This window comes from Streptomyces sp. NBC_00513, assembly GCF_041431415.1.
GTDB lineage: Bacteria > Actinomycetota > Actinomycetes > Streptomycetales > Streptomycetaceae > Streptomyces.
Genome location: NZ_CP107845.1, coordinates 5,339,977 through 5,365,959 on the forward strand (window position 1 = coordinate 5,339,977; position 25,983 = coordinate 5,365,959).

The following is a 25,983-nucleotide window of genomic DNA, read 5'->3' on the forward strand; positions in this document are numbered from 1 at the left end:
GCACATCATCGCAGGGCCGGTGCGGCCTTCCGCCCGGGATGTGCCCGGACGTCCTGAAGCAGCAGTACGGACAGGTTCGCGGCGGCGGTGAGCACCGCCGCCACCAGCAGCGGGACCGTCGTCCCCGCGACCGCCGCGAGCGGCGCCGCCGTCGCGAGGCCCAACGGCCGGGCGGCGAACGAGATCAGGGTGTCGAAGGAACCGACCCGCCCCAGGGTCTCCGGCGGGACACGGCGCTGGATCTCCGTCTCCCACAGGGGGCTCAGCAGCCCCACGCCGAACATGGCGACGAAGAGGGCCGCGGCCGTGATCGCGAGCGGTGACCGCAGGGCGAAGGCCGTCAGCGGCAGGGCCTGGAGCGAGGACGCGACCGCCACCCAGACCAGCGGCCGTCCCACGCGCAGCCGACCGGCGAGCCAGACCCCGACGAGCATCCCGGCCGTGCCCAGTTGCGCGACGACCACCCAGGCGCCCTCGCCCCCCAGGCTCCGCACGGCGATCAGCGGACCCAGGGTGAGCAGCAGGCCGGCCGCGAGGTGCCAGACGCCGTGGGCCACGACATTGGCCAGAAACCACGGGTGCCGCCGGGTCTCCGCCCAGCCGGCCCGCAGTTCCGTGAGGAAGCGGGCGCGTGCCTCGCTCCGGGCGGGCGCCGGGGTGCGCAGCCCGCCCAGGGTGAGCGCGGAGCAGACGAACAGGGCGCTGGTGAGCAGGGAGGACCAGCCCGCGCCGACGAGCAGCACCATCGCGCCGGCGGCGGCGGGTCCGGCCATCAGGGCGAGGGCGTTGGCCACCCCCAGCCGGGCGTTGACCCGCAGTCGGCCCTCCTCGGGGACGACGCCCGCCACCAGCGTCCGGGCGGAGGGGTTGCCGAAGGCCACGGCGACCCCGGTCACGGCGGCCAGCGCCGCGAGCTCGGGGATCCGTACGGGGCCGGACAGCAGCAGCGCGCCGGTGCCCAGTTGCGCGGCGGCGCGCGCGAGGTCGGACACGAGCACCACCCGTCGGGCGGGGTGGCGGTCGGCCACCACGCCCGCGAGGGGCAGGAGGAGCAGCATCGGGAGCAGCTCGGCGGCGAGCACCAGGCCGAGGTCGCCGGCCGAACCGGTGCGCACCACCGCGAGGGTGAGGGTGGTGGGGATCAGGGCCGTGGCGAAGGCGGCGAAGGCGCGCCCGGTGAGCAGTCGCCAGATCGTCGGGGTCATGACACCGGACACTATTTCGCCAGCGAATGATTCGTCAACGAAATGCTTTGGGCGGGTGCGATACTGCCGCCCATGGACACCGAGGACTCCGTCGACCGGCACATCGCCCGCTGGAGCGGCAAGGTCCCCTTCGACGTGCCCACCGAGGAGGTCATCACCCGCATCCAGCTCCTCGCCAAACACGTGAAGTACGGCAAGGAACGGGCGATGGCCGAGACCGGTCTGCAGGAGTTCGAGTTCGAGACCCTCCACCGGCTCGCCTCCCGGGGCGCCCCCTGGCGGGCCCCCTCCTCCGAGCTGGCCGCCGAGATGCTGCTCTCCCCGGCCGGGATGACCGGCCGCCTGGACACCCTGGAGAAGGCCGGTCTGATCCGGCGGATCCGCGCCGCCGGGGACCGTCGCCGTGTCGACGTCGAGCTCACCGACGAGGGACACCGCCGCTGGACCGACGCCATGCGCTGGCGCGGCATCGCCGAGGCGCGGTTGATCGGACCGCTCGACGACGCCGAACGGGCCGCGCTCGCCGCCCTCCTCAAGCGGATGCTCCTCCACGCCGAAACGGGCTGACCCGCCCCCCGCCCCCGGGACACCACCACCCTCAACCCGCCACCCTCAACAGCAGCACCGACCTGGCCGGAACCGACAGCGCCTCCCCGCCCCGGTGTCGGGTCGCCGGCGCCGCGCCCTGCTCCTCCCGCGAGGTGTCCAGCACCAGTTCGTACGTCGTCGCCCACGGCGCACCCGGCAGCATCCACTCCACCGGCCGGTCCCCGGCGTGCAGCAGCGCCAGGAAACTGTCGTCCGTCACCTGCCGACCCCGCTCGTCGCGCCCCGGGATGTCGCGCCCCGACAGGTACAGGCCCAGCGCGGCGGCCGGCGCGTACCAGTCCCGCTCCGTCATCTCCTTGCCGCCGGGGGTGAACCAGGCCAGGTCCCGCAGCCCGTCCGCGCCCTGCGCCCGCCCCGAGAAGAACGCCCGCCGGCGCAGCACGGGATGCTCGCGGCGCAGCGCCAGCACCCGCGTGGCCAGGGCGAACAGCTCCCGCCACACCGGGTCCTCCAGCAGCGACCAGTCGACCCAGCTCGTCTCGTTGTCCTGGCAGTACGCGTTGTTGTTGCCGCCCTGCGTGCGGCCGAACTCGTCACCGGCCACCAGCATCGGCACGCCCGTCGACAGCAGCAGAGTGGTCAGCAGGTTCCGCAGCTGCCGGCGCCGCAACGCGCCGATCCGGGGGTCGTCGGACTCGCCCTCCGCCCCGCAGTTCCACGACCGGTTGTCGTTGGTGCCGTCCCGGCCGTCCTCGCCGTTGGCCTCGTTGTGTTTGCGCTCGTGGCTCACCAGGTCGCGCAGGGTGAACCCGTCGTGCGCGGTCACGAAGTTCACCGAGGCGTACGGCCGCCGCCCGCCCCACGCGTACAGGTCGCTGGATCCGGACAGCCGGTACCCGAGGTCCCGCACGTCGGGCAGCGCGCCCCGCCAGAAGTCCCGGACCGCGTCCCGGTAGCGGTCGTTCCACTCCGTCCACAGCGGCGGGAACGCCCCCACCTGGTAGCCGCCGGACCCCACGTCCCACGGCTCGGCGATCAGCTTGACCCTCCTCAGCACCGGATCCTGGGCGATCACCGCGAGGAACGGCGAGAGCATGTCCACGTCGTGCATCGAGCGGGCCAGCGCCGCCGCCAGGTCGAAGCGGAAGCCGTCCACGCCCATCTCCGTCACCCAGTACCGCAGCGAGTCGGTGATCAGCCGCAGCACGTGCGGGCGCCCGGCGTGCAGGGTGTTCCCGCAGCCCGTGTAGTCGGCGTACCGGCGCTGGTCGGACTGGAGCCGGTAGTAGCCCCGGTTGTCGATCCCGCGCAGGGACAGCGTCGGGCCCAGCTCGCCCGCCTCCGCCGTGTGGTTGTAGACCACGTCGAGGATGACCTCGATCCCGGCCGCGTGCAGCGCCTTCACCATCCGCTTGAACTCGCCGACCTGCTGCCCGGTCGTCCCGCTCGACGAGTAGCCCGCGTGCGGGGCGAAGTAGCCGATCGAGTTGTAGCCCCAGTAGTTGCGCAGGTTCCGGCGCAGCAGATGGTCCTCGTGCGCGAACTGGTGCACCGGCAGCAGCTCCACCGCCGTCACGCCGAGCCGGGTCAGGTGCTCGATCGCGGCCGGGTGGGCCAGGCCGGCGTAGGTGCCGCGCAGTTCCTCGGGAATGCCCGGATGGCGCATCGTGAAGCCCCGCACGTGCAACTCGTAGATCACCGAATCGGCCCAGGGGGTCTTGGGCCGGACGTCGTCCGCCCAGTCGTCGTCGTCGTGGACGACGACCCCCTTCGGCACGGACGGCGCCGAGTCCCGGTCGTCGCGCACGGTGTCCGCGATGTACTGCTGCGGCCAGTCCCGGACGTGGCCGTACACCTCGGGCGGCAGCCCGAAGTCGCCGTCCACGGCCCGCGCGTACGGGTCCAGGAGCAGCTTCGCCGGGTTGTACCGGGCGCCCGTCCAGGGGTCCCAGCGCCCGTGGACCCGGAATCCGTACCGCTGTCCGGGGCGCACGCCCGGCACGAAGCCGTGCCAGATCTCGTGCGTGAGCTCCGTCAGGGCGCACCGGGTCTCGGTGCCGGACCCGTCGAACAGGCACAGTTCCACCGCCTCCGCGCCCTGCGCCCACAGCGCGAAGTTGGTGCCCGCGACCCCGTCCGGCCCGGTCCGGAACCGCGCCCCCAAGGGGTGCGAGGACCCGGGCCACACCGCCGGCCCCGGACGCGCGGACACCCGTGACGCGGGGCCGGGCCGCGCTGTGACCTGGCCGTTCGTCCGGCCGTTCGCCTGACCGTTCGACTGCCCGTCGAGGTGCGGTACGGGCGCGGTCCCGCCGCGCCGTACGTCACCCTCGACGGCTTCCACCGCCTCTTGCTCGGCTGCGCTCGACACTGCCCGCCTCCACGGCTCTCGGTACCTGCGGGGGTGGGGAGTGCGCGGTCCCGGCGTCCCGGCCGAGTCCGCCCCCGTCTGGTCCTTCCCACTGTTCTGCCCGTACTGCCCCGCCCGGAACGTGGGCCGCGCCCACGTTTCCCCCGGAGGGGGCCGGTCGTTGGACAGTCCGTGACTCATCTGACGAGGCGGGCAGGGGCGGGCTTGGCCGCCATGGCGGCATGGGCGGGCCTGCTGGGCGGGCTCACCGGCTGCACCAAGGACGGCGGATCCCCGGTCGAGATCCAGCTGCCCGGCAAACCCCGGTCGCCGGACGAGGCCATCCGGATCACCCCCGGGGACAACGCCAAGGGGGTCCCGGCCGACGGGCCGCTGGTCGTGAACGTCCCCGAAGGACGGCTGGAACGGGTCGTCGTCACCAAGGTGGAGGACGCCCAACAGGAACAGGTCCCCGGCACCATCGCCGCCGACGGGCTCAGCTGGAACCCGGACCCGGCGGCCGGGCGGCTCTCGCTCGCCGCCAAGTACACCGTGGACGCGGTCGCCCTCGACGGGCACAACCGCCGCCAGGCCCGGCACACCACCTTCACCACCTACGTTCCCGAGGAGCGGTTCATCGGCTACTTCAAGCCCGAGAACCGCTCCACCGTGGGCACCGGCATGATCGTCTCCTTCAACTTCAACCGCGCCATCAAGCAGCGCGCCGAGGTGGAACGGGCCATCACCGTCACCTCCAGGCCGGCCGTGCAGGTCGTCGGCCACTGGTTCGGGGACGGCCGCCTCGACTTCCGGCCCAAGGAGTACTGGAAGCCGGGCACCGAGGTCACCGTGAAGATGAACCTCCGCGACGTCGAGGGCGCGCCCGGTTCGTACGGGATCCAGGACAAGACCGTCACCTTCACGGTCGGTCGCTCCCAGATCTCCACCGTGGACGCCGCCGCGCACACCATGGAGGTCCGCCGGGGCGGGGAGCTGGTGTCCACCGTCCCGATCACCGCGGGCGCCCCGAAGAACACCACCTACAACGGCAAGATGGTGGTGATGGAGATGTTCGACGTGACCCGGATGAACGGTCAGACCGTAGGCTTCGGCGGCGAGTACGACATCCCCGACGTGCCCCACGCCATGCGGCTCACCAACTCCGGCACCTTCCTGCACGGCAACTACTGGGCCAGCCCCGACACCTTCGGCAGCACCAACGTCAGTCACGGCTGCGTGGGCCTGCGCGACGACAAGGGCGGCGGTTCGGACACCCCGGCGGGCTGGTTCTTCGACCGGACCCTGGTCGGGGACGTGGTGGTCGTCGAGAACTCGCAGGACAAGACGGTCTCCCCCAGCAACGGGCTGGGCGGCTGGAACATGACCTGGGCCGACTGGGTCGCCGGCTCGGCCGCCCGCTGAGCGGCCGCCCCCCGGTCGCATCAATCGAGTGATTGTCGGACCGGATGGCCGTAGCGCGATCGTGTCGTCGATCCGGCACGCCGGAACCTGCCGTCAGCCTGTCGCCAACAGCGCAGGCAACGGACGGAGCGTCATGTCAGCAAGGAACTGGACCCTCGGCCTCGCGATCGGGGCCGTGCTCACCGCCGGCGCCCCCGCGGCCCTCGCCGCGGGCTCCGGCGGCGAGCAGCCGGTACGGGCCCTGCGAGCCCCCCTGCCGGGCGGGCTCGGTCCCTGCGTCCCGGGCACCTGCCCGAACCCGTTCCCCCAGATCGGCACCGGAACCCGGCCCGTCGGCACCGACAACGCCGTGAACATCTTCGTCGGCGGCGACTTCCTCGTCCGCGAGCGCGCGGCGGAGGCCGAGGGCCGGGTCGTGGTCCTCGGCACCTTCGACCAGGACAAGGTGGCGGGGGCGAGCTCCGCCTACAACATCGGGATCGTCGGCGCGGGCTCCCTGGTCCAGCCGCCGCTCGGCTCGGACTTCCTCACCACCGGCCGGAACGTGAACATCGCCGCCGGCGAACGACTCATCTCCGACGGCGGCGTGGTCCGTCACGCGGGCACCGCCCCCGGCGCCGGCACGGTCACCGGCACCCTGCGCGCCGACCCGAACGCCGTCGCCCCCTACGCGGGCCTGCGCGACGACCTCACCGCCGCCGGCAAGTGCTACGCCCGGATCGGCGCGGCCCCCCGCCCGGCGACCGGCACGGTGGTCAACCAGGACGGCACCTTCGTCTTCACCGGCGACGACAGCTCCCCGCTCCAGGTCTTCACCCTCGACACCGACCTGGTCGGCCGCAACGGCGGGGCCGTCGGCATCCGCTTCGCCCGGATCCCGGCGAAGGCCACCGTCCTGGTCAACGTCCTCGGCACGACCCGGACGATCAACACCTACAGCGGCACCATCGTCGACGGCGCCGACACCTTCAACGCCCTGCGCACCCGGCTGCTGTGGAACTTCCCGGACGCCACGACGGTCAACCTGAACGGCAGCGGCCAGTTCCAGGGCAGCGTGCTGATCGGCGAGCAGCGTTCCCGGGCCACCGTCACCCTGCCCGGCATGAACGGCCGCTTCTTCACCACCGGCAACCTCACCCACACCGGCATCCAGGGCGGTGGCGGCGGCCAGGAGTTCCACGCCTACCCCTTCGACGGCGACCTCCCCGACTGCGCCCCGCCGGTGACGACCGGCGCGGTGTCCGTGCTCAAGCGGGACGAGACGGGCCGCCCGCTCGCCGGCGCGCGCTTCGAGCTGTGGCGCGAGACCAACGACACGCCCGGCCTCCAGACCACCGGCGCGGAGGCCGACACCAGGGTCACCGAGTGCACCACCCCCGAGAACGGGATCTGCTCCCACACCACGGACCTCGGCCGCTACTACTGGCGCGAGACCGTCGCCCCCGCCGGCCACCGCCCCGCCCCGAACCCGGTCTTCCCGCTGGAGCTGACCGCGGACAACGCGAACGCCGGCGCCCGCGTCACCGTCGACAACGAGCGGCTGCCCGTGCCCACCGCCAAGGTCGTGCTCTGGAAGTCCGACCTCGCCACCGGCGCCGCGCTGCCCGGCGGCCGCTTCGACCTGTGGCGCGAGAGCAACGGCCGCACGGGCCTGCAGACCGGCGGAACCGACCCGGACACCAGGCTCCCCGGCGAGTGCGTGACCGACGCCGACGGCAGCTGCACCGTGTACCTGCCCGTCGGCCCGACGTACTACTGGCGCGAGATCGCGGCACCCGACGGCTACAACCCGCCCGAGGACCCGGTGGTGGCCTTCACCCCGGACGAGGGCGACGTGACGGAGGGAATCGTCGTCAACGTCCCCAACACCAGGGAACCCGAGGAGGACCCGGGCACCCTGCGCGTGGTGAAGAAGGACGCCAAGACCGGGCGGCCGCTGCGCGGCGCCGTGTTCGAGGTCTGGAAGGAGACCAACAACACCGCGGGTCTCCAGACCCGCGGCATCAACGCCGACCGCAGGGTCAAGCCGGGCTGCGCCACCGACCGCGTCGGGATCTGCGACTTCGACCGGCTCTCCGAGGGCTCCTACTACCTGGTCGAGACGGACGTCCCCGAGGGCTACGTCCTGCCGGGGAACCGGGTCACCGGGCCGCTGCGCCTCGACGGGACGACCCCGAACCACCGCCTCGTGGTCACCCTGCACAACAAGCGGGACGACCACGGCAAGGACCCGAAGGGCCCGCGCGCCTGAACCCCGCGCGACCCCGACCGGGTACGCCGGCGGAGTGACCTCCTCACCCCGCCGGCGCACCCGGGCGGCCGTACCGGGCAGGACCGGGTTGGCTGGGCGGCGAGTGCCCGACCGGCGGGCGCGAGGAGGTCCACATGCCCACAGGGGACACCATCGCCGCCACGGGCCGCCCGGCCCGCGGGACATCCGCGATACGCGGGGCGCTCGCCCTGGCCGCGGCCCTGACCCTGGGCGCCCTCGCCGCCCCGACCGCCGCCGCGGCCCCCGCGCGGCGCGCCCCGGAGCCCGAACCCGCCTGCACCGCCGGTACCGGCCCCTACCAGCGCGAGTTGGAGGCCGGACTGGGACGCCCGGTCGACGGGGTGCAGTCCACCGCCGACTGCGTCGCCGTCCGCTCCTTCCAGCGGACCCACCGCGTCACCCCCGCCGACGGCTACGCCGGCCTCGTCACGCACCGCACGATGGTCGCCGTGAACGCCCGCGCGAACCCCAACGCCGACGGCTCCTGCCCGGTCCGTGAGCACCGGGTGACCTGTGTGGACCTGGAACGCCAACTCCTGTGGGTACAGAGCGGGGAGCGGATCGTCTTCGCGCCCGTGCCCATCCGCACCGGTCGCGACGACCAGGAGACCCGGCCCGGTTGGCACGAGGTGTACTGGCGCAGCGAGGACCACGAGTCCACGCTGTACGACAACGCGCCCATGCCGTACGCCCAGTTCTTCGACGGGGGCCAGGCCCTGCACGGCCGCCCCGGCGACCTCTACGCGCACGGCGGATCGGCGGGCTGCGTCAACCTCTCGGTGCCCGACGCCGAACGCCTGTGGAACCTGCTGGCCGAGGGCGACGCGGTCTACGTCTGGGGGACCAAACCCGGTACGGACGACTGACTCCGAGACGGTCCCCGTGCTTGGGACCGAACGGTGACAAGACCGTATCTTTTCGTGTTCTTCCCGTGTGATTTCCTGTCGACAAGCGCGCGACTGTCCGTGCGCGGGGGACATGGGGAGAACACGAGTGAACCTGCAGCCGATTCGCGGTCGAGTCCGCACCGGCCTGCCGGCCCTACTGCTGGGAGCGGCCCTGCTGCTCACCACCGCGTGCAGCGGTGGCGGCAACGGCGGGGGCAACGGCGGAGACGACAACGGCGGGGGCGGCGCCGGCAAGGCCGGCACCGAGGCGTCGAAGGCTGTCGTCAACGTCAAGCCCGACGACGGGGCCAAGGAGGTCGCCACCAGCGGCATCCTGAAGATATCCAGCACGGGTGGCAAGCTCACGACGGTGACGGTCGCCGACACCAAGGGCAACGCGGTGGCCGGCAAGCTCACCGCGGACGGCGCGAACTGGGAGCCCGAACGCCATCTGGCCTCCGCCACCGAGTACAAGGTGCACGCGGTGGCCAAGGACACGGCCGGCCGGGAGTCGGTCAAGGACACCACCTTCACCACCCTGACCCCGGAGAACACCTTCGTGGGCCACTACACCCCCGAGGACGGTTCCACGGTCGGCGTGGGCATGCCCGTCTCCATCAACTTCACCCGCGGCATCACCAACCCGGAGGCCGTCGAGAAGGCCATCACGGTCACCGCCGAGCCCTCCGTCCCGGTCGAGGGCCACTGGTTCGGCAACGACCGCCTCGACTTCCGCCCCGAGAAGTACTGGGCCGCGGGCACCAAGGTCACCGTGAAGCTCGCCCTCGACGGCGTCGAGGGCCGGGAGAACGTCTACGGCAAGCAGACCCGCACGTTCTCCTTCACCATCGGTCGCTCCCAGGTGTCCACGGTCGACGCGAGCGCGCACACCATGGAGGTCGTCCGTGACGGCCAGGTCCTGAAGAACCTCCCGATCACCGCGGGCGCCCCGTCGACGACCACCTACAACGGACAGATGGTCATCAGCGAGAAGTACAAGGTGACCCGGATGAACGGCGCCACCGTCGGCTTCGGCGGCGAGTACGACATCTCCGACGTGCCGCACGCGATGCGCCTGTCGAACTCCGGCACCTTCGTCCACGGCAACTACTGGGCCTCCTCCTCCACCTTCGGGTCGGAGAACGTCAGCCACGGTTGTGTGGGCCTGCGCGACGCGCGCGGCGCCGGCGACCCCGACCAGCCCGCCGCCTGGTTCTTCGACCAGTCGCTCATCGGTGACGTGGTCGTCGTGAAGAACTCCAAGGACAAGGAGATCGCGCCGGAGAACGGCCTCAACGGCTGGAACATGGACTGGGCGGAGTGGGTCAAGTAACCCCACCCCGTAGGTGATCGAGTGGCCCGGCGCTGTGACACACGGCACCGGGCCACTCGCTGTTAACCGGTACTAACCTTCCCCGTATGACCCTCTCTCTCGAAGTCTCCGAAGGCGTCGGCACCCTCCGTCTGGACCGGCCGCCCATGAACGCCCTGGACATCGCCACCCAGGACCGGCTGCGCGAGCTCGCGGTGGAAGCCGGCGACCGGGCCGACGTCCGCGCGGTCGTCATCTACGGCGGCGAGAAGGTGTTCGCCGCCGGCGCGGACATCAAGGAGATGCAGACCATGGACCACGCGGCGATGGTCGCCCGGTCCCGAGGTCTCCAGGACGCGTTCACGGCCGTGGCCCGGATCCCCAAGCCCGTCGTCGCGGCCGTCACCGGCTACGCCCTGGGCGGCGGTTGCGAACTCGCGCTCTGCGCCGACTACCGGATCGCCGCCGACAACGCGAAGCTCGGGCAGCCCGAGATCCTGCTGGGTCTGATCCCGGGCGCGGGCGGCACCCAGCGGCTGTCCCGCCTGATCGGCCCGTCCAAGGCCAAGGACCTCATCTTCACCGGCCGGATGGTCAAGGCCGAGGAGGCGCTCGCCCTCGGTCTGGTCGACCGGATCGTGCCGGCCGCCGAGGTGTACGAGCAGGCGCACGCCTGGGCCGCGAAGCTGGCGCAGGGCCCCGCGCTCGCCCTGCGGGCCGCCAAGGAGTGTGTCGACGCCGGCCTGGAGGCGGACATCGACACCGGTCTGACCATCGAACGCAACTGGTTCGCGGGCCTGTTCGCCACCGAGGACCGCGAGCGCGGCATGCGCAGCTTCGTGGAGGAGGGCCCCGGCAAGGCCAAGTTCCTCTAGCCGGGACGGCCCGGCCGCGGGGGAAGTCCACAGGGGAGTCCCCGGGGAGTCCTCCCTGTGGGTGCATTAGCCAGGCCTTAAGCCAGGCTTAAGGGGACCTCATGGCCCACCGAGGGTGATCGGCTCCGCGCGTTGTGTCATCGCAGGTCACCTCGGCGTCGCGGCCTCTGTTTTGCCTGTTGCATATGCCGGGACACCCCTTCGGAATCAACCATTCCGGGGGGTGTTTTCCCGCGGAACGACCCGCGGTGGCGGTCGTGCCGTCCATGATGGGTTCATGGCGGGCCTGGAGGGTGTGGAACAGCCGCGGCAGCGCAGCAGCGCTTCCGCCGTACGGCTCACGGCGTCTCTTGAGGATGAACACGGCCTCAAGGCACCGGAGTCGTACGAGAATCCGGCGGAGGCGGAGGTGACGCTGCCGTCCATGCCGGAGTCCGCGAGAACCGCTCGCCGGCTCACCCAGTCGGTGGTGATCCGCCACTGGGGCCTCTCTCCGCAGATCGCCGAACACGCGGTCCTGCTGGTGTCCGAACTCGTCGGCAACGCCGTGCGCCACACCGGGGCCCGCTCCTTCGGCTTACGGATGCTGCGTCGCCGCGGGTGGATCCGGATCGAGGTGCGTGACCCCTCGCGCGGGTTGCCCTGTCTGATGCCGGTCCACGAGATGGACACCACGGGGCGCGGGCTCTTCCTCGTCGACAAACTGTCCGACCGCTGGGGCGCCGATCTGCTGCCGCGCGGCAAGATCACCTGGTTCGAGATGCGGGTGGCCGACCGCTAGGACCCGCCCTCCCCGCACTTCGGCCCGGAACGCCAGAAACCCCCTGTCGCCGTGATCGGGCGCTGCGGGGGTTTCATGGGTGCGCCGAGGATCGAAGGGGGTGTGATCCTCGGCGGGACTTCGCTCGGGTCAAAGGGAAGTCGTGGTTCCGACTATGGCAGACGAGCGACCGAATGCCAAAAGTCCCAACACGGACATAAGTGTGCATATCCTAAGAGTTTCCACCTAAATCTTAGGTGAGGTGGGCCACTCACCTCGTAATCAATGAATAAGTATCGACCGCTCTGAGTGAATCGTTGATCACGTAGCGGACGGAACCTCGGATGGCGTCCTGATGGCCGGCGTCCCGAATTGGGTCAATCATTACCATCTCGGTCATCCACCCCTTAAATGGGCAAGTGCTCTGCTATCCGGACCGCCGATCCGCCCTTCGCGCCGGTGTGGCGGGCGCCGTCGGCGCCCTCGCCACCGCCTGCGGGACCGCGCCCCCGACCCGCGCGACCGCCCCCGACAAGGCCGCCGCCCCCTCCGCCACCGTGCCCGCCAAGGCCCCCGCCGCCGCGGCCGCACCGGCACCCCGCCGGTTCGCCGGCCTGCCCGTCGAGATCGCCCACGGCCCCCGCGACCGGCCCCGGGTCGCCCTCACCTTCCACGGCAACGGGGACCCGGCCGTCGCCCGGGCCGTGCTCGCCGAGGCCGAGAAGGGCGGGGCGCGCGTCACCGTACTGGCGATCGGCACCTGGCTCGACGACCACCCGGACATGGCCCGCCGGATCCTCGACGGCGGCCACGAACTCGGCAACCACACCCAACGCCACCTCGCGATCAACGACATGTCCGAGGCCGACGCCCTCGCCGAGATCACCGGCTGCGCGCAGCGCCTCAAACGCCTCACCGGCTCGATCGGCACCTGGTTCCGCCCCTCGCAGACCCAGTACGCGAGCCCGCTCGTCCGAACCCTCGCCGGGCGGGCGGGCTACCCGCACGTCCTGTCGTACGACGTGGACTCCCTCGACTTCACCTCGCCCGGCGCCGCGGCCGTCATCCGCAACGTCACCGGGACGATCCACGGCGGATCGGTGGTGAGCCTGCACTTCGGCTACGCGGACACGGTCGACGCGATGCCGCCCCTCCTCGAAGAACTCGCGCGCCGCAAGCTGCGCGCGGTGACCACCACGGAGCTGCTGACCCCATGACCACGAACCGCCTTCCCCGGAAGGCCACCGCGCTGCTCGCCGGACTGGTTCTCGCTGCCCTGGCCGGCTGCGGTTCCGGCGGAGGGGGCGCGACCGAGGCGCTCGGCTCCAAGGGACCCGCCCGGCCGGTCAAGGCCGTGCCGGCGGCGCCGCCCGGACTGCCCGGCATGCCACCGCTGCTCGACCCGAAGGACGTGTACGCGGCGGACCGCCCGAACCGGCTCTCCCCGGTGGTCAAGGACTTCCCGTCCCGGGTCTACGTACCGAACACCAACTCCAACACGGTGTCCGTCATCGACCCGGCGACGTACAAGGTCATCGACACCATCCCCGTCGGCGCCCAGCCCCAACACGTGGTGCCCTCCTGGGACATGAAGACCCTGTGGGTCAACAACAATCGCGGCCACACGCTCACCCCCATCAACCCGGCCACCGGCGAGGCCGGCGACCCCGTCGAGGTGCACGACCCGTACAACCTCTACTTCACGCCCAACGGGAAGTACGCGATCGTGATGGCGTCGATGGACCGCGAACTGGTCTTCCGCGACCCGCACACCATGAACCGGGTGAAGACGGTGCCCGTGACCTGCTTCGGCGTCAACCACGCGGACTTCTCGGCCGACGGCCGCTACTTCATCGTGAGCTGCGAGTTCTCCGGCGAACTCCTCAAGGTGGACACCGAGAAGATGGAGGTCGTCGGCCAGCAGAAGCTGCCGTTCGAGGGCGCGATGCCGCAGGACGTGAAGATCTCCCCGGACGGCAAGACCTTCTACGTCGCGGACATGATGGCGCACGGCATGTGGGTGCTCAGCGGGGACAGGTTCGACGTCCCCAAGCTGCTGCCCACCGGAAAGGGGTGCCACGGCCTGTACGTCAGCCGGGACTCCAAGGAGATGTACATCTCCAACCGCGGCGAGGGCACCATCTCCGTCTTCGACTTCCCGCAGAACAAGCTGACGAAGAAGTGGGAACTGCCGGACGGCGGCAGCCCCGACATGGGCGGGGTCTCCGCCGACGGCAAGGTGCTGTGGCTGTCGGGCCGCTACAACTCCGAGGTCTACGCCCTCGACACCACCAGCGGCAAGGAACTGGCCCGGATCCCGGTCGGCGGCGGACCGCACGGCCTCGCCGTCTACCCCCAGCCCGGCCGCTACTCGCTCGGCCACACCGGGATCTTCCGCTAGGCCGTCCCTTTCGGACCCGGTCGCGACGACGGCGTCCCGGGAGCTCGCACAGCTCCCGGGACGCCGCCGTCCACCGGTCGGGCAGGGCCCCACCGGGGCCTACCAGGCGACGGGAAGCCGCTCCGGCAGGCGCTTGATGAAGCCCGTGCGCCAGACGAGGTTCTCGGCCGGGACCGCGAGGCGCAGTTCGGGCAACCGCTCGACCAGCACCTCCAACGCGATCTCGGCGTGGGCCCGACCCAGGGCGGAGGCCGGGCAGAAGTGCCGGCCGGCGCCGAACGCAAGGTGGGGCCGGGGGCTCTCGCGTTCGAGGTCCAACACGTCCGGGTTCTCGAAGGCCAGCGGGTCGAAGTTGGCCCCCTCCAACAGGACCAGGACCAGCTCGCCCTTCTTGACCAGCACGTCACCGACCCGCACGTCCTCCAGGGCGATCCGCGGCAGGCCGTCGCCCACGGAGAGGTTCCAGCGCAGGAGTTCGTCCACCGCCTTGCCCATCCGCTCCGGATGCGCGCGCAGGTACCCGATCAGCTCCGGCTTCTGGAGCAGCGCGAGGACCGCGAGCACCAGGAACGCGGACGTGGACACCGCGCCCGCCCCGAAGAGCGAGACGGCGACCGTCGCGAACATGTCGTCGGTCAGGTGCGCCGACTCGGGGTCGGCCTCCTTCAACCCGGCGAACCTGCCGAGGAGCCCCGTACGCTCCTCGGCGGGCAGGGCGAGTTGCGCCTCCAGGCACTCGACGAAGTAGCCGACGTCCTTGTACCAGTTGAGCGCCGAGTCCGCGAAGGGCTCCCGCGCCGTCATGAACGCCACGTCGAGGCCCGACATCAGCCGGCGCCAGTCCTCGAAGGGCACTCCCAGCACCCGGCAGTGCAGTGCGGCCGAGAACGGGTCCGCGAAACCGGCCCGGAGGTCGGCGGGGGCGCCCTCGGCCACCATCCGGTCGACGAGTTCCCCGGCCGTGGCGCGCAGCCGGTCCCGGAGCCCCTCCTGGCGCGGGTTGAGCGCCTTCATCACCGCGTCGCGCAGCCCGGCGCCGTTGATGTTGCCCATGTTGTTCACGACCTCGGGCGGGATCGTCAGCGCGTACTGGCGGGGGACGCCGGCGTTCGCCGTGTCCTTGAGGCTGAAGCGCTCGTCCTCCAGCACCTGCCTGGCCGGCGCGTAGCCGCTCACCAGCCAGGCAGGGTCCCCGGTGAGGGTGCGGACCCTGGCGACCGGCGCCTTCTCACGCAGCCAGGCGCACTCCGGCGGGAGCACGTCACCGCGTCGTGAGAGCGGGAAGTCGAGGGGGGCGTCCCCTGCGCCCCCGGTCTCCCGACCCTCAAGCTGCTCGACGGTCATCGACGGTCCCTCCGGTCGGTACGTGGTTCGAGGTGGTGTCCGGCGTCTCGGCCGGTGCGTGGACCGAGGCCGCCGCGGCCTCGGGGCGCACGACGGCGTACGCCTGGTTGCGGGTGGCGCGCAGGCCCCCGCCCCGTGCGAAGAGGACATCGGTCAGGGGCATCTTGACGTGGTAGGCCGCCACCGAGGACGGGACGTCGAGAATGCTCGGGGTGTCCACGAAGAACGGCAGTTCGGCCGCCATGTAGTCGAAACAGACCCGCAACTGTGCGTCGGTGATCGATTCACCTTCCGGCAACTTCGATCCGACAAAGTGAAGGGCCATTTCCTCGCAGCCCTTACGGAATTCGTCGTCGGTCTCCAGGAAATGGAGCACGCGTCGGTGCAAGAGTTGGTAGACGGGGTTCGATTGGAACTCCGAAAGTGCCCGCACGCGAATCTCGGCGAGTGGAGGTCCTGACTCCTCCACGCCTTTGAGTATGCGTCGTCGGACCGCCTTGATCTCCTTCGCCGCCCGCTTCCCCGCGTGTTCCGGGGAGTATCCGAAGGCGGCGAACATCCGGTCGACGTGGAGGTCCGCGTAGACGAAGTCGACTTGGGCGAAGCGGGTCGTGGCCCATCGGGCGAGGTTGCCGATGCGCTCGGAGCTGAAGTAGCTGTTTCCGGGACTCACTCCGATGAGCACATGGTCGCCGTCTTCCCAGATATGGCGGCAGGTGCGGGTGAAGGGCAGAACTTCGAATGATGCGTCAGCTGTGATCGTCACCTGTGTGATCGCCCTTGTTGCCGCTTGTCCCTGGGAGCCCTGCGCTCCTGGTGTGGCGGCAATGTCGGTACGTTATGCCGCGATGCCGGAGCGTGACAAGTGCAGGCCGGAATTATTGGCCGGAATTATTGCCTCCGCCTTACCGGACGGTAATTGGCTTTCTTTCTGCCGGCCGAACGGGACCCGGGGGCGAGCCCCGCCCGGGCGGGCGCTACCCTGAGCCGTCAACAAGCACCAAGAAGGGGTGGACCCAGTGGCGGACATCGAGAGCGCGCGGGCGACGTTCCGTAAGTTCGACGCGGACGGCGACGGCTTCGTCACGGCCGACGAGTACAGCGCGGCCATGAAGGCCATGGGCGACGCGTTCGTCACCGGCGCGGTCGCGGACGCCGTGGTCGCGTCCAAGGACAGCAACGGCGACGGCCTGCTGAGCTTCGACGAGTTCTGGGTCGCCCTGAACAAGTAGTCCCCGTCCCGGCCGCCTCCGATCCCCTGCCGGGACCGGAGGCGGTCAGGCCGTGCCCCCGGGTCCCTCGGGCGCCCCCGGGCCGTCCTGCGCGGGAGCCATGTCCTCGACCTCGGTCAGGGCCTCCTCCAGCCAGCGCAGCCAGAACGTCTCCAGACCGATCCCGCCGCGCAGCACCAGCCGGCGCAACCGGTCCTCGTCGGAGTCCCGTCCCGGCGGGAAGTCCCGCGCCTCGATGGCCTCGTACTCCGCCAACTGCCCCCGGTGCAGCTCCACGTGACGGCGCAGTTCCGCCCCGAGCCCCCGAGCCCCCACCACGCCCGCCGCCCGCACCCGCAGCAGCAGGGGGTCCCGGATGGCCTTCGGGTCCTGGCTCTCGCCGACCCACCGGGCCAGTTCCGCACTGCCGGCGGACAACACCTCGTACTCCTTGCGCTGCCCGCGCACCGGCACCTCGCCGGGCAACGCCCTGATCAACCCGGCCTCCTCCAGCCGGCCCAGCTCCCGGTAGATCTGCTGGTGCGTCGCCGACCAGAAGTACCCGATCGACCTGTCGAACCGCCGGGTCAGCTCCAGCCCCGACGAAGGCTTCTCCAGCAGGGCGGTGAGGATGGCGTGCGGCAGCGACATGCGGCCATCCTAGGTTCGGGGTCGATCCCGGCGGCGCGATCCCGTCCCCGACGTCGCTCGCCGCACGGGCGCGGTCGGGGCGCCCGCGCCGTCACCGCAGCGCGGCCAGGGCCTCCGGGGTCCTCGGGCCGGCAACGTCCGGGGCCAACAGGCCGTGGGCGCGCAGGAGGGCCGTGACCGCCGGGGACCACGCCTGACGCAGCCCGGCCGAGGCCAACAACGCGGGGTCCGAGAGGAGTTCCCCCGCCGGACCGACGCGGACGCCCGTCGGGGTGAGGACCGCCGCGTCGTCGGCCCAGCGGACCGCCAGGTCGACGTCGTGCGTGGCCATCACCACCGTGGTCCCGGCCGTGCGCAGCCCCGCCAGGACGTCCAACAGCCGTTCCTGCCCGTCCGGGTCCAGCCCGGCCGTCGGTTCGTCCAGGATCAACACGCGCGGGGCCATCGCCACCGCGCCCGCGATGGCCGCGCGCTTGCGCTGACCGTACGAGAGCAGGTGCGTCGGCCGGTCCCGCAGCGCCGTGATGTCCAGGGCGGCGAGCGCCGAGTCCACCCGGCCCCGCACCTCGCCGGGCTCCAGGCCCATGTTCATCGGGCCGAAGGACACGTCCTGCTCCACCGAGGCGGCGAACAACTGGTCGTCCGGGTCCTGGACCACCAACTGCACGGCCCGCCGCAGCCGGGTCAGCCCGGCCCAGTCGTGCGTCACCACCGTGCCGTCGAGCCGCAGCGAGCCCGAACCCGGCCGCAGCCCCCCGCTGAGCAGCCGCATCAGGGTGGTCTTGCCGCTGCCGTTGCGGCCCAGCAGGACCAGCGCGCGGCCCTCGACGATGCCGAAGTCCACGCCGGAGAGGACCTCGGGCCCGTCCTCGTACGCGTAGCCCGCGCCGGCCAGTTCCACCAACGGGTTCACAGGTACAGCCCCTTCAGGGTGAGAGTCACGGTGATCAGGGCCGCCAGCAGCGCCCCGGACGCGGCCAGGAACCGCCACGACAGCGTGGCCGGCGGCACCAGCACCCGCAGCGCGCCGTCGTAGCCACGCCCCGCCAGCCCCTCCTGGAGCCGCGCGGCGCGGTCGAAGGCCCGTACGAACGAGGTCGCCGCCAGCCCGGCAAGCGAACGCCACACCGCGGCCCGTCCCGTGTGTCCGAGCCGGGCCGCCTGGGCGCGGCGGACCTGGGCCATCGAGTCCAGCAGCAGGAAGCCGATCCGGTACATGACCAGGGCCACGTCCACCACCGGCGCCGGCACCCCGGCCCGCACGAGCCGGGGCAGCACGTCCGACACCGGGGTGGTGAAGGCGAACAGCAGCACCCCGAGGGAGGCCGCGGAGGTGCGCAACAGCAGCTCCGCCGCGTGCCGGGGCCCGTCGGGGGCCCACGACACCAGCCCCGCCGGGCCGCCCACCGCGAACAGCAGCGGAAGCGCCCCGGTGAAGCAGAAACCGAGCGGGATCCGGAAGGCCCGCCACAGTTGGCGCCCGGCCACCCCGGCGGGCCCGAGCAGCACCACCAGGGTGGCCGCCGCGACGAGCGGCCCCCCGGGCCAGGGCGGCAGGGCCACGGCCGTGACCGTCAGGCCGAGCCCCAACAGGGCCTTCTCCAGCGGGTGGCGGCGGCGCCAGCGACTGCCGTGCGCCGCCACGTCGATCGGCAGCACCGCCTACGACTCCGCGGGGCCGGCCGGGCCACCGGTCGCGCCCGCTTGGGCGAGGCCCTGACGCCGACCCTTGCGGACGCCGAAGTAGTACGCGAGCACGCCCGCGCCCAGCGCCGCCTGAAGGGCGAACAGGGCCGATTCGATCTCCCCGGACGGGGGCTCGTACAGCGGCGAGAACCACGGCTCGTAGTCCGGCTTCAGTTCGGTGATGGCGGCCTCCGCCTGCGCGTCGGCGCCCGCGAACGGCTCCTCCTTGCCCTCGCCCAGACCCAGTGCGAGCGGGAGCACGGCGAGCGCCGCCACCAGGAGCAGCAGCACCGTGTTGATCTTCGCGTTCCTGGTCATCGGACCGCCGCCTCCTCCTGCTTGGTCCCGGTACGGGCCGTCAGCTTCGCGACGCCCAGCCGGACCAGGTCCGACTTGCTCGACTGCATCAGCAGCCGCATCACGAGGACGGTCAGCAGCCCCTCGCTGACGGCCAGCGGGATCTGCGTGACGGCGAAGATGCCGCCGAACTTGGCGAGCGCCCCGGGGAAACCGGTGCCCGGGTCGGGGAAGGCCAGCGCCAACTGGACACTGGTCACGCAGTAGGTGACGAGGTCGGCGAAGAACGCGCCGAAGAAGACGGTCACCATCAGCGGCAGATCGAACCTCTTGAGCAGCCGGTAGACCCCGTAGCCCGCCCAGGGCCCGGCGATGGCCATGGAGAAGACGTTCGCGCCGAGCGTGGTCAGGCCGCCGTGCGCCAGCAGCAGCGCCTGGAAGAGCAGGGTGATCGTGCCGAGCACCGCCATGATCGGCGGCCGGAACAGGATCGCCCCGAGCCCGGTGCCGGTGGGGTGGGAACAACTGCCCGTCACCGAAGGGATCTTCAGGGCGGACAGCACGAAAGTGAACGCACCCGACGCGCCGAGCAGCAGCGTGCTCTCGGGGTTGGCCTTCACCTCGCGGGTGAGGGCGCGCACACCGTGTACGACAAAGGGAGCGGACGCGGCGCCCCAGGCGACCGCGTGCAAGGGGGGCAGAAACCCCTCGGCTATATGCATGAGTAAGGAGACCTCTCCAGCACCTCGTGGATGGACGACGTGCCCTGGCCGGTCTCCTGGCTCACGGGTACTGATGCCCTGACTCCGCCTTCCCGGGGCCGTGCGGTCTCCCGCGCGGGCCCAGTGGCTTCCCGCAGGGGAGTGGAGCCGGACTTCCCGATCACAGTGGCGAGGGCCGCACCGGTTTTCCACCGGTTTCCCGAACACCAAGGCCCGCTGACCCTAGTCGGCCGCGCGGACCCGTAACAACCCGACCCCGTTCCCGCGCCCCCCGCCCACCCGCTCCGACCAGGGCCGATCCGGGTGGCCCCCGGACGGGCGCGGCCCGCTGGCGAACCCGTGCCGGCCCGCGCAGGGTGGGGGAGTGGCCGACGAACACGACTACTCAGACCTCAGCGCCGTCTACGTGAACTGCACGCTCAAGCGCTCGCCCGAGACCAGCAACACCGAGGGGCTGATCTCCAGGAGCCGTGCGGTGATGGAGGCGGCCGGCGCCCGGACCTCACTGATCCGGGCCGTCGACCACGACATCGCCACCGGTGTCTGGCCCGACATGACCGAGCACGGCTGGGAGAGCGACCAGTGGCCGGTCCTCTACAGCCAGATCATGGACGCCGACATCCTCGTGCTGTGCGGGCCGATCTGGCTCGGTGACAACAGCTCCGTGATGAAGCAGGTCATCGAGCGGCTCTACGCCTGCTCCTCGATCCTGAACGACCGGGGCCAGTACGCCTACTACGGCAGGGTCGGCGGCGCGCTGATCACCGGCAACGAGGACGGCGTCAAACACTGCGCCATGAACGTCCTCTACAGCCTCCAGCACCTCGGCTACACGATCCCGCCGCAGGCCGACGCGGGCTGGATCGGTGAGGCCGGGCCCGGACCCTCCTACCTCGACCCGGGTTCGGGCGGCCCGGAGAACGACTTCACCAACCGGAACACCACGTTCATGACCTGGAACCTGATGCACCTGGCCGCCCTGCTCAAGCGGGCCGGCGGCGTCCCCGCACACGGGAACCAACGCTCGGAGTGGGACGCCGGCTGCCGCTTCGACTTCCCCAATCCCGAGCACCGCTAGGCAGGCAGACGCGAGGGGCCCGGGGCGGCGCACGCCCCGGGCCCCTCGACCGTTCGATCCCGTGCCGGGCGACGGTTCAGCAGGTCGCCGGGTGCGGGAAGTCGACGACGAGCCGCTCCGGCGCGTGCAGCACGCTGGTCTTGTAGGTGGGCTTGGTGTCGAAGGCGGCGCCGAAGGTCACGTACCCCTCGTAGTCGCCGGTGTAGGCCATGCCCTTGAGCTTGGACAGGTTGATCTTCTGTAGGCGGGGCCCCTGGTAGACGTTCTGGCCGGCGTCGGTGTGCCCGGCGGCCGGGTGCAGCCGGATCTCCAGGAAGAACTTCCCGGCCAGCGGCACGGGCTTGCCGGACCCGTCGTAGACCAGTTGGGAAACGGGTGTGACGGTGACCGGGGGAGCGGATCCCTGGAGGTCGACGACGAGCCGGTCGAAGGTGCAGTGACCGCCGAAGCGGGCATTGGTGACCAGCGTGGTGGACAGGGTGCGGGTGGCGGCCGAGGCCGGTGCGGCGAGGCCGATTCCGGCGGCGAGCAGCGTGCCCGTGACGAGTGCGGTGACCTGACGGCGACGTGGCGGACGCATGACGTCCCCCCGATTCTTCAGAGACGGGGACAGCGGTGTCACAACAGAAGACACTCCCGGGGCGCCCATGGTTGCACCGGATCGGGCACGAGCCGCGCGGGGGCGGGGCACGTGGCCGCGAGCCGCGCCGTCAGCCGGGCAGCAGCGCGCTCAGTTCCGCGTCCAGGTCGTAGTGGCGTCGTTCCTGCCCGCGCGGCACCAGTTCCACGAGCCGGCGGCACAGGGCCCGTACGTCCTTCGCCCGGGCGGACATCACACACCCCTGCTCGCCGTTGCTGAACGCCAGGAAGATCCGCGGCTCGGTGGCCTTCCAGCGCGGCCACACCTGTATGTCGCCCTCGCCCGTGGCGTGGGTCTGCCCGTCGAGCAGCAGATCGCGGGAGAACACCCAGCGCGCGATGTGCACCCCGGCCCCCTCGAAGTCGAGCGCGATCTCGTAGGGCCGGTCGGTGCGGTACACGAACGTCCCCCGCACCGGGATGGGGGTGGTCGCGGCCTCCAGACGGAGGGGGAGGACGCGGTGCTCCGTGATCGTCATGGCGGGGGTGCGCCTCTCTGTCGGCGGGGGTGTTTCCTGCCCCTCCGGCAAGCTAACCCCACGCCTTCCCCGCATCCGCGGGTCCAAGGTCCCGACCCGGACGGGCCGCTCGGCCCGTCTTGCGCCGGCGCCGGGCTTCCCCCGCCCCCTCCGGACGCGCGGAAGCCCGCCCTCCGGGGAGGACGGGCTCGACGGGCCCGCCGCGCGCGGCGGCGGGCGGACGCTCAGATCAGCACTCGATGACGTTGACCGCGAGACCGCCGCGAGCGGTCTCCTTGTACTTCACCTTCATGTCGGCGCCGGTCTCCTTCATGGTCTTGATGACCTTGTCGAGGGAGACCTTGTGGGTGCCGTCGCCGCGCATCGCCATCTTGGCGGCGGTGACCGCCTTGACGGCCGCCATGCCGTTGCGCTCGATGCACGGGATCTGCACCAGCCCGCCGACCGGGTCACAGGTGAGGCCGAGGTTGTGCTCCATGCCGATCTCGGCGGCGTTCTCCACCTGCTCGGGGGTGCCGCCCAGGACCTCGGCGAGGGCGCCGGCCGCCATGGAGCAGGCCGAGCCGACCTCGCCCTGGCAGCCGACCTCGGCGCCGGAGATCGAGGCGTTCTCCTTGAAGAGCATGCCGATCGCGCCCGCCGCGAGGAGGAAGCGGACCACGCCGTCCTCGTCGGCCCCCGGCACGAAATTCACGTAGTAGTGCAGGACCGCGGGGATGATGCCCGCGGCGCCGTTGGTGGGGGCGGTGACGACACGGCCGCCCGCCGCGTTCTCCTCGTTGACGGCCATCGCGTACAGCGTCGCCCACTCCATGGCGTGCGCCTGCGGGTCGCCCTCGGCGCGCAGCTGACGGGCGGTGCCGGCGGCGCGGCGCTTGACGCGCAGACCGCCCGGCAGGATGCCCTCGCGGGACATGCCGCGCGAGACGCAGGCCTGCATGACCCGCCAGATCTCCAGGAGGCCCGCGCGGATCTCCTCCTCGGTGCGCCAGGCCTTCTCGTTCTCCAGCATCAGGGAGGAGATCGACAGGCCGTTCTCGTTCGCCAGCCGCAGCATCTCGTCACCGGAGCGGAAGGAGTACTTCAGCACCGTGTCGTCGAGCTTGATCCGGTCCTCGCCGACCGCGTCCTCGTCCACCACGAAGCCGCCGCCGACCGAGTAGTACGTCTTCTCCAGCAGCGGGGTGCCGGAGGCGTCGTACGCGAAGAGCGTCATGCCGTTCGCGTGGTACGGCAGCGAGCGCCGGCGGTGCAGGATCAGCTGGTTCGGCTCGTCGAAGGCGATCTCGTGGGCCTCGCCTATCTCGGCGCCGAGCAGCCGCAGCCGGCCGCTCTGGCGGATGCGCTCCACCTCGGCGTCCGCCGTCTCGACGTTCACCGTGCGGGGAGAGTGCCCCTCCAGTCCCAGCAGGACGGCCTTGGGCGTGCCGTGGCCGTGGCCGGTCGCGCCGAGGGAGCCGAAGAGTTCCGCGCGGACGGACGCGGTCTGGGCGAGGACACCGTCCTTCTTCAGGCGGGTCACGAACATGCGCGCCGCCCGCATCGGGCCGACCGTGTGGGAGGAGGAGGGGCCGATGCCGATGGAGAAGAGATCGAAGACGGAGATGGCCACGGTGACGGACTCCCTTGTCTGCTCGTGGGGTGGGAGGGGGCAGGAGAGGCGGATTGGTCGGATTTTGTCCGGCAGCCGAGCTTAACGCGAGGACGTGAACAAGCCGGCGGGCGGACGGGGTGCGCGGGTGACGGTCAGGTGCGGCTCGGTTCGCGCTCCGGTACGAGGTTCCCGCCCTCGGGCCGGTCAGGGGCCGGGTCCCGGCCGGGCGGACCCGCGTGGCGGACTCCGCCGCCCGGGCGGCGGGCCGGACGGACGTGAGCAAGGACATGCCTGCCGGCGGTGCGGTGCGCTCGTGACCGTCCCGGGCGAGGGGGCGGCACCACTCCCGACCCTCCCCGGCCCCTTCCTCGACGGACGGGTCGGACGGGGTCGGACACCGGCCGCGATCGGCCGGGTCGGCGGTCATGAGAAGGGCCCGGTGCCTGCGGAAGACAGCCACCGGGCCCGACCCGTGGGGTTCCAGACCCTGTCGTCGAAGTTCCGCGGGCCTTACCGGCGCCACTTCGACGACAGGGTTCAGCGCACCACGTCAGAGCGTGGGGTACAGCGGGAACTTCGCGGCGAGCGCCGAGACGCGCGCCTTCAGGGCCTCGGCGTCGGCCTCCGCGAAGGGAGACGGCGCCTTCAGCGCCTCCGCGATGATCTCGGCGACCTCGGTGAACGCCTCGGTGTCGAAACCGCGGGTGGCGAGGGCCGGCGTGCCGATCCGCAGACCCGAGGTGACCATCGGCGGCCGCGGGTCGTTCGGGATGGCGTTCCGGTTGACCGTGATGCCGACCTCGTGGAGGCGGTCCTCGGCCTGCTGACCGTCCAGCTCCGAGTTGCGCAGGTCCACCAGGACCAGGTGCACGTCGGTGCCGCCGGTGAGGACGTCCACGCCCACGGCCTTGACGTCGTCCTGGACCAGACGGGCGGCGAGGATCTTCGCGCCCTCCAGGGTGCGCTCCTGGCGCTCCTTGAACTCGGGCGAGGCGGCGACCTTGAACGAGACCGCCTTGGCCGCGATCACGTGCTCCAGCGGACCACCCTGCTGGCCGGGGAAGACCGCGGAGTTGATCTTCTTGGCCAGTTCCTGCGTCGACAGGATGACACCGCCGCGCGGACCGCCGAGGGTCTTGTGCGTGGTGGTGGTCACGACGTGGGCGTGGGGCACCGGGTTCGGGTGCAGACCCGCGGCGACCAGGCCGGCGAAGTGCGCCATGTCGACCATCAGGTACGCGCCGACCTCGTCCGCGATGCGGCGGAAGGCGGCGAAGTCCAACTGGCGCGGGTAGGCGGACCAGCCCGCGACGATCAGCTGCGGCTTGGACTCCTTGGCGAGGCGCTCGACCTCGGCCATGTCGACCTCGCCCGACGCGTCCACGTGGTACGGGACCACGTTGTAGAGCTTGCCGGAGAAGTTGATCTTCATGCCGTGGGTCAGGTGACCACCGTGGGCGAGGTTCAGGCCCATGATCGTGTCGCCCGGCTTGAGCAGCGCGAACATCGCGGCGGCGTTCGCCTGCGCACCGGAGTGCGGCTGGACGTTCGCGGCCTCGGCGCCGAACAGCGCCTTGACGCGGTCGATCGCGATCTGCTCGACCACGTCGACGTGCTCACAGCCGCCGTAGTAGCGGCGGCCGGGGTAGCCCTCGGCGTACTTGTTGGTCAGGACCGAGCCCTGGGCCTCCATGACGGCGACCGGAGCGAAGTTCTCCGACGCGATCATTTCCAGGGTCGACTGCTGGCGTACGAGCTCGGCGTCGACGGCGGCGGCCACGTCCGGGTCGAGCTCGTGGAGCGGGGTGTTCAGTGCGGACATCAAGATCCCCTGAGGTGTCAGTTGTCGGAGTGGGTGAGCGCGGCGTACTCGTCGGCGCTGAGCAGGTCGCCCGGCTCCTCCGCGACGCGCACCTTGAACAGCCAGCCACCCTCGAACGGAGCCGAGTTCACCAGCGACGGGTCCTCCACGACGTCCTGGTTGGCCTCGACGACCTCACCGGTGACGGGGGAGTACAGGTCGCTGACCGACTTGGTCGACTCCAGCTCGCCACAGGTCTCGCCCGCGGTCACCGTGTCGCCGACCTCGGGAAGCTGGGCGTAGACGACGTCACCGAGCGCGTTGGCCGCGAACTCCGTGATGCCGACCGTCGAAACGCCGTCCACGGCGGCCGTCAGCCACTCGTGCTCCTTGCTGAAACGCAGCTGCTGGGGGTTGCTCATGGCCTGATTCTCCTGGATGCGGGGGA

At 71.5% G+C, this 25,983-nt stretch carries 25 protein-coding genes and 1 riboswitch; of the genes, 11 read left to right on the forward strand and 14 right to left on the reverse strand.

The genetic code is table 11. From position 1 onward, the window contains the following. Nucleotides 1-5: 5 nt before the first annotated feature. Nucleotides 6-1,205 carry an MFS transporter gene (locus OHA84_RS24780; protein ID WP_266950022.1) on the reverse strand — a complete coding sequence of 400 codons (1,200 nt, stop codon included), beginning with the start codon at nucleotides 1,203-1,205 and terminating at the stop codon, nucleotides 6-8. Nucleotides 1,206-1,277: 72 nt separating this feature from the next. On the opposite strand from OHA84_RS24780, the gene OHA84_RS24785 reads away from it, so the two are divergent. Further along, nucleotides 1,278-1,772: a MarR family winged helix-turn-helix transcriptional regulator gene (locus OHA84_RS24785; RefSeq protein ID WP_053677555.1), complete on the forward strand. Its 495-nt coding sequence runs from the start codon at nucleotides 1,278-1,280 to the stop codon at nucleotides 1,770-1,772. Nucleotides 1,773-1,803: 31 nt separating this feature from the next. On the opposite strand, the gene glgX is transcribed toward OHA84_RS24785, so the two are convergent. Then, nucleotides 1,804-3,966, reverse strand: coding sequence for a glycogen debranching protein GlgX (gene glgX, locus OHA84_RS24790; RefSeq protein WP_234349999.1), 2,163 nt, complete (start codon nucleotides 3,964-3,966; stop codon nucleotides 1,804-1,806). A gap of 372 nt (nucleotides 3,967-4,338) precedes the next feature. Between glgX and OHA84_RS24795 the strand changes: the two genes are divergently transcribed. The 8 genes from OHA84_RS24795 (at nucleotide 4,339) to OHA84_RS24830 (ending at nucleotide 14,033) form a co-directional block, all read left to right on the forward strand. Beyond that, the gene (locus tag OHA84_RS24795; protein WP_053677558.1) at nucleotides 4,339-5,526 is read left to right on the forward strand and encodes an Ig-like domain-containing protein; all 1,188 of its coding nucleotides are present in this window, start codon (nucleotides 4,339-4,341) and stop codon (nucleotides 5,524-5,526) included. A gap of 133 nt (nucleotides 5,527-5,659) precedes the next feature. Then, nucleotides 5,660-7,777 carry a choice-of-anchor A family protein gene (locus OHA84_RS24800; protein ID WP_159041354.1) on the forward strand — a complete coding sequence of 706 codons (2,118 nt, stop codon included), beginning with the start codon at nucleotides 5,660-5,662 and terminating at the stop codon, nucleotides 7,775-7,777. A 134-nt stretch (nucleotides 7,778-7,911) separates the two neighbouring features. Further along, nucleotides 7,912-8,664, forward strand: a complete 753-nt coding sequence (locus tag OHA84_RS24805; RefSeq protein ID WP_078998785.1) for a L,D-transpeptidase — start codon at nucleotides 7,912-7,914, stop codon at nucleotides 8,662-8,664. 112 nt (nucleotides 8,665-8,776) lie between these two features. Then, nucleotides 8,777-10,018 carry an Ig-like domain-containing protein gene (locus tag OHA84_RS24810; RefSeq protein WP_371591451.1) on the forward strand — a complete coding sequence of 414 codons (1,242 nt, stop codon included), beginning with the start codon at nucleotides 8,777-8,779 and terminating at the stop codon, nucleotides 10,016-10,018. A gap of 86 nt (nucleotides 10,019-10,104) precedes the next feature. Continuing rightward, nucleotides 10,105-10,872 carry an enoyl-CoA hydratase/isomerase family protein gene (locus OHA84_RS24815; protein WP_053677564.1) on the forward strand — a complete coding sequence of 256 codons (768 nt, stop codon included), beginning with the start codon at nucleotides 10,105-10,107 and terminating at the stop codon, nucleotides 10,870-10,872. A 172-nt stretch (nucleotides 10,873-11,044) separates the two neighbouring features. Further along, nucleotides 11,045-11,653: an ATP-binding protein gene (locus tag OHA84_RS24820; protein WP_266969708.1), complete on the forward strand. Its 609-nt coding sequence runs from the start codon at nucleotides 11,045-11,047 to the stop codon at nucleotides 11,651-11,653. Between the two features lie 398 nt (nucleotides 11,654-12,051). Next, complete coding sequence (locus OHA84_RS24825; RefSeq protein WP_053677568.1) at nucleotides 12,052-12,849, forward strand: polysaccharide deacetylase family protein; 798 nt, start codon at nucleotides 12,052-12,054, stop codon at nucleotides 12,847-12,849. Next, a complete protein-coding gene (locus OHA84_RS24830; RefSeq protein WP_266969706.1) occupies nucleotides 12,846-14,033 on the forward strand; it encodes a YncE family protein in 1,188 nt (395 codons plus the stop codon). Before OHA84_RS24825 ends, OHA84_RS24830 begins: the two co-directional genes overlap by 4 nt. Nucleotides 14,034-14,132: 99 nt before the next feature. On the opposite strand, the gene OHA84_RS24835 is transcribed toward OHA84_RS24830, so the two are convergent. Further along, nucleotides 14,133-15,377, reverse strand: a complete 1,245-nt coding sequence (locus OHA84_RS24835; protein WP_266969704.1) for a cytochrome P450 — start codon at nucleotides 15,375-15,377, stop codon at nucleotides 14,133-14,135. Continuing rightward, nucleotides 15,358-16,143, reverse strand: coding sequence for a tRNA-dependent cyclodipeptide synthase (locus OHA84_RS24840; RefSeq protein ID WP_078998789.1), 786 nt, complete (start codon nucleotides 16,141-16,143; stop codon nucleotides 15,358-15,360). Before OHA84_RS24840 ends, OHA84_RS24835 begins: the two co-directional genes overlap by 20 nt. Before the next feature lie 253 nt (nucleotides 16,144-16,396). Between OHA84_RS24840 and OHA84_RS24845 the strand changes: the two genes are divergently transcribed. Further along, nucleotides 16,397-16,609, forward strand: a complete 213-nt coding sequence (locus tag OHA84_RS24845) for an EF-hand domain-containing protein (protein WP_053677573.1) — start codon at nucleotides 16,397-16,399, stop codon at nucleotides 16,607-16,609. Nucleotides 16,610-16,654: 45 nt separating this feature from the next. Here the strand turns inward: OHA84_RS24845 and OHA84_RS24850 are convergent, their stop codons facing one another. The 5 genes from OHA84_RS24850 to OHA84_RS24870 form a co-directional block, all read right to left on the reverse strand. Continuing rightward, the gene (locus OHA84_RS24850) at nucleotides 16,655-17,239 is read right to left on the reverse strand and encodes a PadR family transcriptional regulator (RefSeq protein WP_053677575.1); all 585 of its coding nucleotides are present in this window, start codon (nucleotides 17,237-17,239) and stop codon (nucleotides 16,655-16,657) included. Between the two features lie 91 nt (nucleotides 17,240-17,330). After that, nucleotides 17,331-18,152: an energy-coupling factor ABC transporter ATP-binding protein gene (locus OHA84_RS24855; protein WP_266969701.1), complete on the reverse strand. Its 822-nt coding sequence runs from the start codon at nucleotides 18,150-18,152 to the stop codon at nucleotides 17,331-17,333. Beyond that, nucleotides 18,149-18,898 (reverse strand): cobalt ECF transporter T component CbiQ, encoded by a 750-nt coding sequence (cbiQ, locus tag OHA84_RS24860; protein WP_053677580.1) that lies wholly within the window; start codon nucleotides 18,896-18,898, stop codon nucleotides 18,149-18,151. The genes OHA84_RS24855 and cbiQ overlap by 4 nt, the downstream gene beginning before the upstream one ends. Before the next feature lie 3 nt (nucleotides 18,899-18,901). Beyond that, nucleotides 18,902-19,243, reverse strand: coding sequence for an energy-coupling factor ABC transporter substrate-binding protein (locus OHA84_RS24865; protein ID WP_053677582.1), 342 nt, complete (start codon nucleotides 19,241-19,243; stop codon nucleotides 18,902-18,904). Then, nucleotides 19,240-19,944 carry an energy-coupling factor ABC transporter permease gene (locus tag OHA84_RS24870; RefSeq protein WP_053677584.1) on the reverse strand — a complete coding sequence of 235 codons (705 nt, stop codon included), beginning with the start codon at nucleotides 19,942-19,944 and terminating at the stop codon, nucleotides 19,240-19,242. The genes OHA84_RS24865 and OHA84_RS24870 overlap by 4 nt, the downstream gene beginning before the upstream one ends. A gap of 28 nt (nucleotides 19,945-19,972) precedes the next feature. Next, a riboswitch (cobalamin riboswitch) is annotated at nucleotides 19,973-20,170 on the reverse strand. Between the two features lie 138 nt (nucleotides 20,171-20,308). On the opposite strand from OHA84_RS24870, the gene OHA84_RS24875 reads away from it, so the two are divergent. Next, nucleotides 20,309-21,022 carry a flavodoxin family protein gene (locus tag OHA84_RS24875; RefSeq protein WP_266950026.1) on the forward strand — a complete coding sequence of 238 codons (714 nt, stop codon included), beginning with the start codon at nucleotides 20,309-20,311 and terminating at the stop codon, nucleotides 21,020-21,022. A 76-nt stretch (nucleotides 21,023-21,098) separates the two neighbouring features. On the opposite strand, the gene OHA84_RS24880 is transcribed toward OHA84_RS24875, so the two are convergent. The 5 genes from OHA84_RS24880 to gcvH all read right to left on the reverse strand — a co-directional run bounded on the left by OHA84_RS24880 (nucleotide 21,099) and on the right by gcvH (nucleotide 25,957). Then, nucleotides 21,099-21,602 carry a hypothetical protein gene (locus OHA84_RS24880; RefSeq protein ID WP_053677590.1) on the reverse strand — a complete coding sequence of 168 codons (504 nt, stop codon included), beginning with the start codon at nucleotides 21,600-21,602 and terminating at the stop codon, nucleotides 21,099-21,101. A gap of 130 nt (nucleotides 21,603-21,732) precedes the next feature. Then, nucleotides 21,733-22,140, reverse strand: coding sequence for an SsgA family sporulation/cell division regulator (locus OHA84_RS24885; RefSeq protein WP_053677593.1), 408 nt, complete (start codon nucleotides 22,138-22,140; stop codon nucleotides 21,733-21,735). A 229-nt stretch (nucleotides 22,141-22,369) separates the two neighbouring features. After that, nucleotides 22,370-23,752: an L-serine ammonia-lyase gene (locus OHA84_RS24890; protein WP_053677595.1), complete on the reverse strand. Its 1,383-nt coding sequence runs from the start codon at nucleotides 23,750-23,752 to the stop codon at nucleotides 22,370-22,372. A 532-nt stretch (nucleotides 23,753-24,284) separates the two neighbouring features. Further along, nucleotides 24,285-25,556, reverse strand: a complete 1,272-nt coding sequence (gene glyA, locus OHA84_RS24895; RefSeq protein WP_053677597.1) for a serine hydroxymethyltransferase — start codon at nucleotides 25,554-25,556, stop codon at nucleotides 24,285-24,287. A gap of 17 nt (nucleotides 25,557-25,573) precedes the next feature. Beyond that, complete coding sequence (gene gcvH / locus OHA84_RS24900) at nucleotides 25,574-25,957, reverse strand: glycine cleavage system protein GcvH (protein WP_053677600.1); 384 nt, start codon at nucleotides 25,955-25,957, stop codon at nucleotides 25,574-25,576. Between the last annotated feature and the right edge of the window lie 26 nt (nucleotides 25,958-25,983).

What these genes read in the sequence shown, in the direction of transcription:
- glyA (WP_053677597.1), bottom strand. Translation starts at nt 25,556, where the DNA reads ATGTCCGCACTGAACACCCCGCTCCACGAGCTCGACCCGGACGTGGCC.
- OHA84_RS24800 (WP_159041354.1), top strand. Translation starts at nt 5,660, where the DNA reads ATGTCAGCAAGGAACTGGACCCTCGGCCTCGCGATCGGGGCCGTGCTC.
- OHA84_RS24835 (WP_266969704.1), bottom strand. Translation starts at nt 15,377, where the DNA reads ATGACCGTCGAGCAGCTTGAGGGTCGGGAGACCGGGGGCGCAGGGGAC.
- OHA84_RS24805 (WP_078998785.1), top strand. Translation starts at nt 7,912, where the DNA reads ATGCCCACAGGGGACACCATCGCCGCCACGGGCCGCCCGGCCCGCGGG.
- OHA84_RS24885 (WP_053677593.1), bottom strand. Translation starts at nt 22,140, where the DNA reads ATGACGATCACGGAGCACCGCGTCCTCCCCCTCCGTCTGGAGGCCGCG.
- gcvH (WP_053677600.1), bottom strand. Translation starts at nt 25,957, where the DNA reads ATGAGCAACCCCCAGCAGCTGCGTTTCAGCAAGGAGCACGAGTGGCTG.
- OHA84_RS24780 (WP_266950022.1), bottom strand. Translation starts at nt 1,205, where the DNA reads ATGACCCCGACGATCTGGCGACTGCTCACCGGGCGCGCCTTCGCCGCC.
- OHA84_RS24785 (WP_053677555.1), top strand. Translation starts at nt 1,278, where the DNA reads ATGGACACCGAGGACTCCGTCGACCGGCACATCGCCCGCTGGAGCGGC.
- OHA84_RS24795 (WP_053677558.1), top strand. Translation starts at nt 4,339, where the DNA reads ATGGCGGCATGGGCGGGCCTGCTGGGCGGGCTCACCGGCTGCACCAAG.
- OHA84_RS24830 (WP_266969706.1), top strand. Translation starts at nt 12,846, where the DNA reads ATGACCACGAACCGCCTTCCCCGGAAGGCCACCGCGCTGCTCGCCGGA.
- OHA84_RS24870 (WP_053677584.1), bottom strand. Translation starts at nt 19,944, where the DNA reads ATGCATATAGCCGAGGGGTTTCTGCCCCCCTTGCACGCGGTCGCCTGG.
- OHA84_RS24815 (WP_053677564.1), top strand. Translation starts at nt 10,105, where the DNA reads ATGACCCTCTCTCTCGAAGTCTCCGAAGGCGTCGGCACCCTCCGTCTG.
- OHA84_RS24880 (WP_053677590.1), bottom strand. Translation starts at nt 21,602, where the DNA reads ATGCGTCCGCCACGTCGCCGTCAGGTCACCGCACTCGTCACGGGCACG.
- OHA84_RS24810 (WP_371591451.1), top strand. Translation starts at nt 8,777, where the DNA reads ATGGGGAGAACACGAGTGAACCTGCAGCCGATTCGCGGTCGAGTCCGC.
- OHA84_RS24865 (WP_053677582.1), bottom strand. Translation starts at nt 19,243, where the DNA reads ATGACCAGGAACGCGAAGATCAACACGGTGCTGCTGCTCCTGGTGGCG.
- OHA84_RS24850 (WP_053677575.1), bottom strand. Translation starts at nt 17,239, where the DNA reads ATGTCGCTGCCGCACGCCATCCTCACCGCCCTGCTGGAGAAGCCTTCG.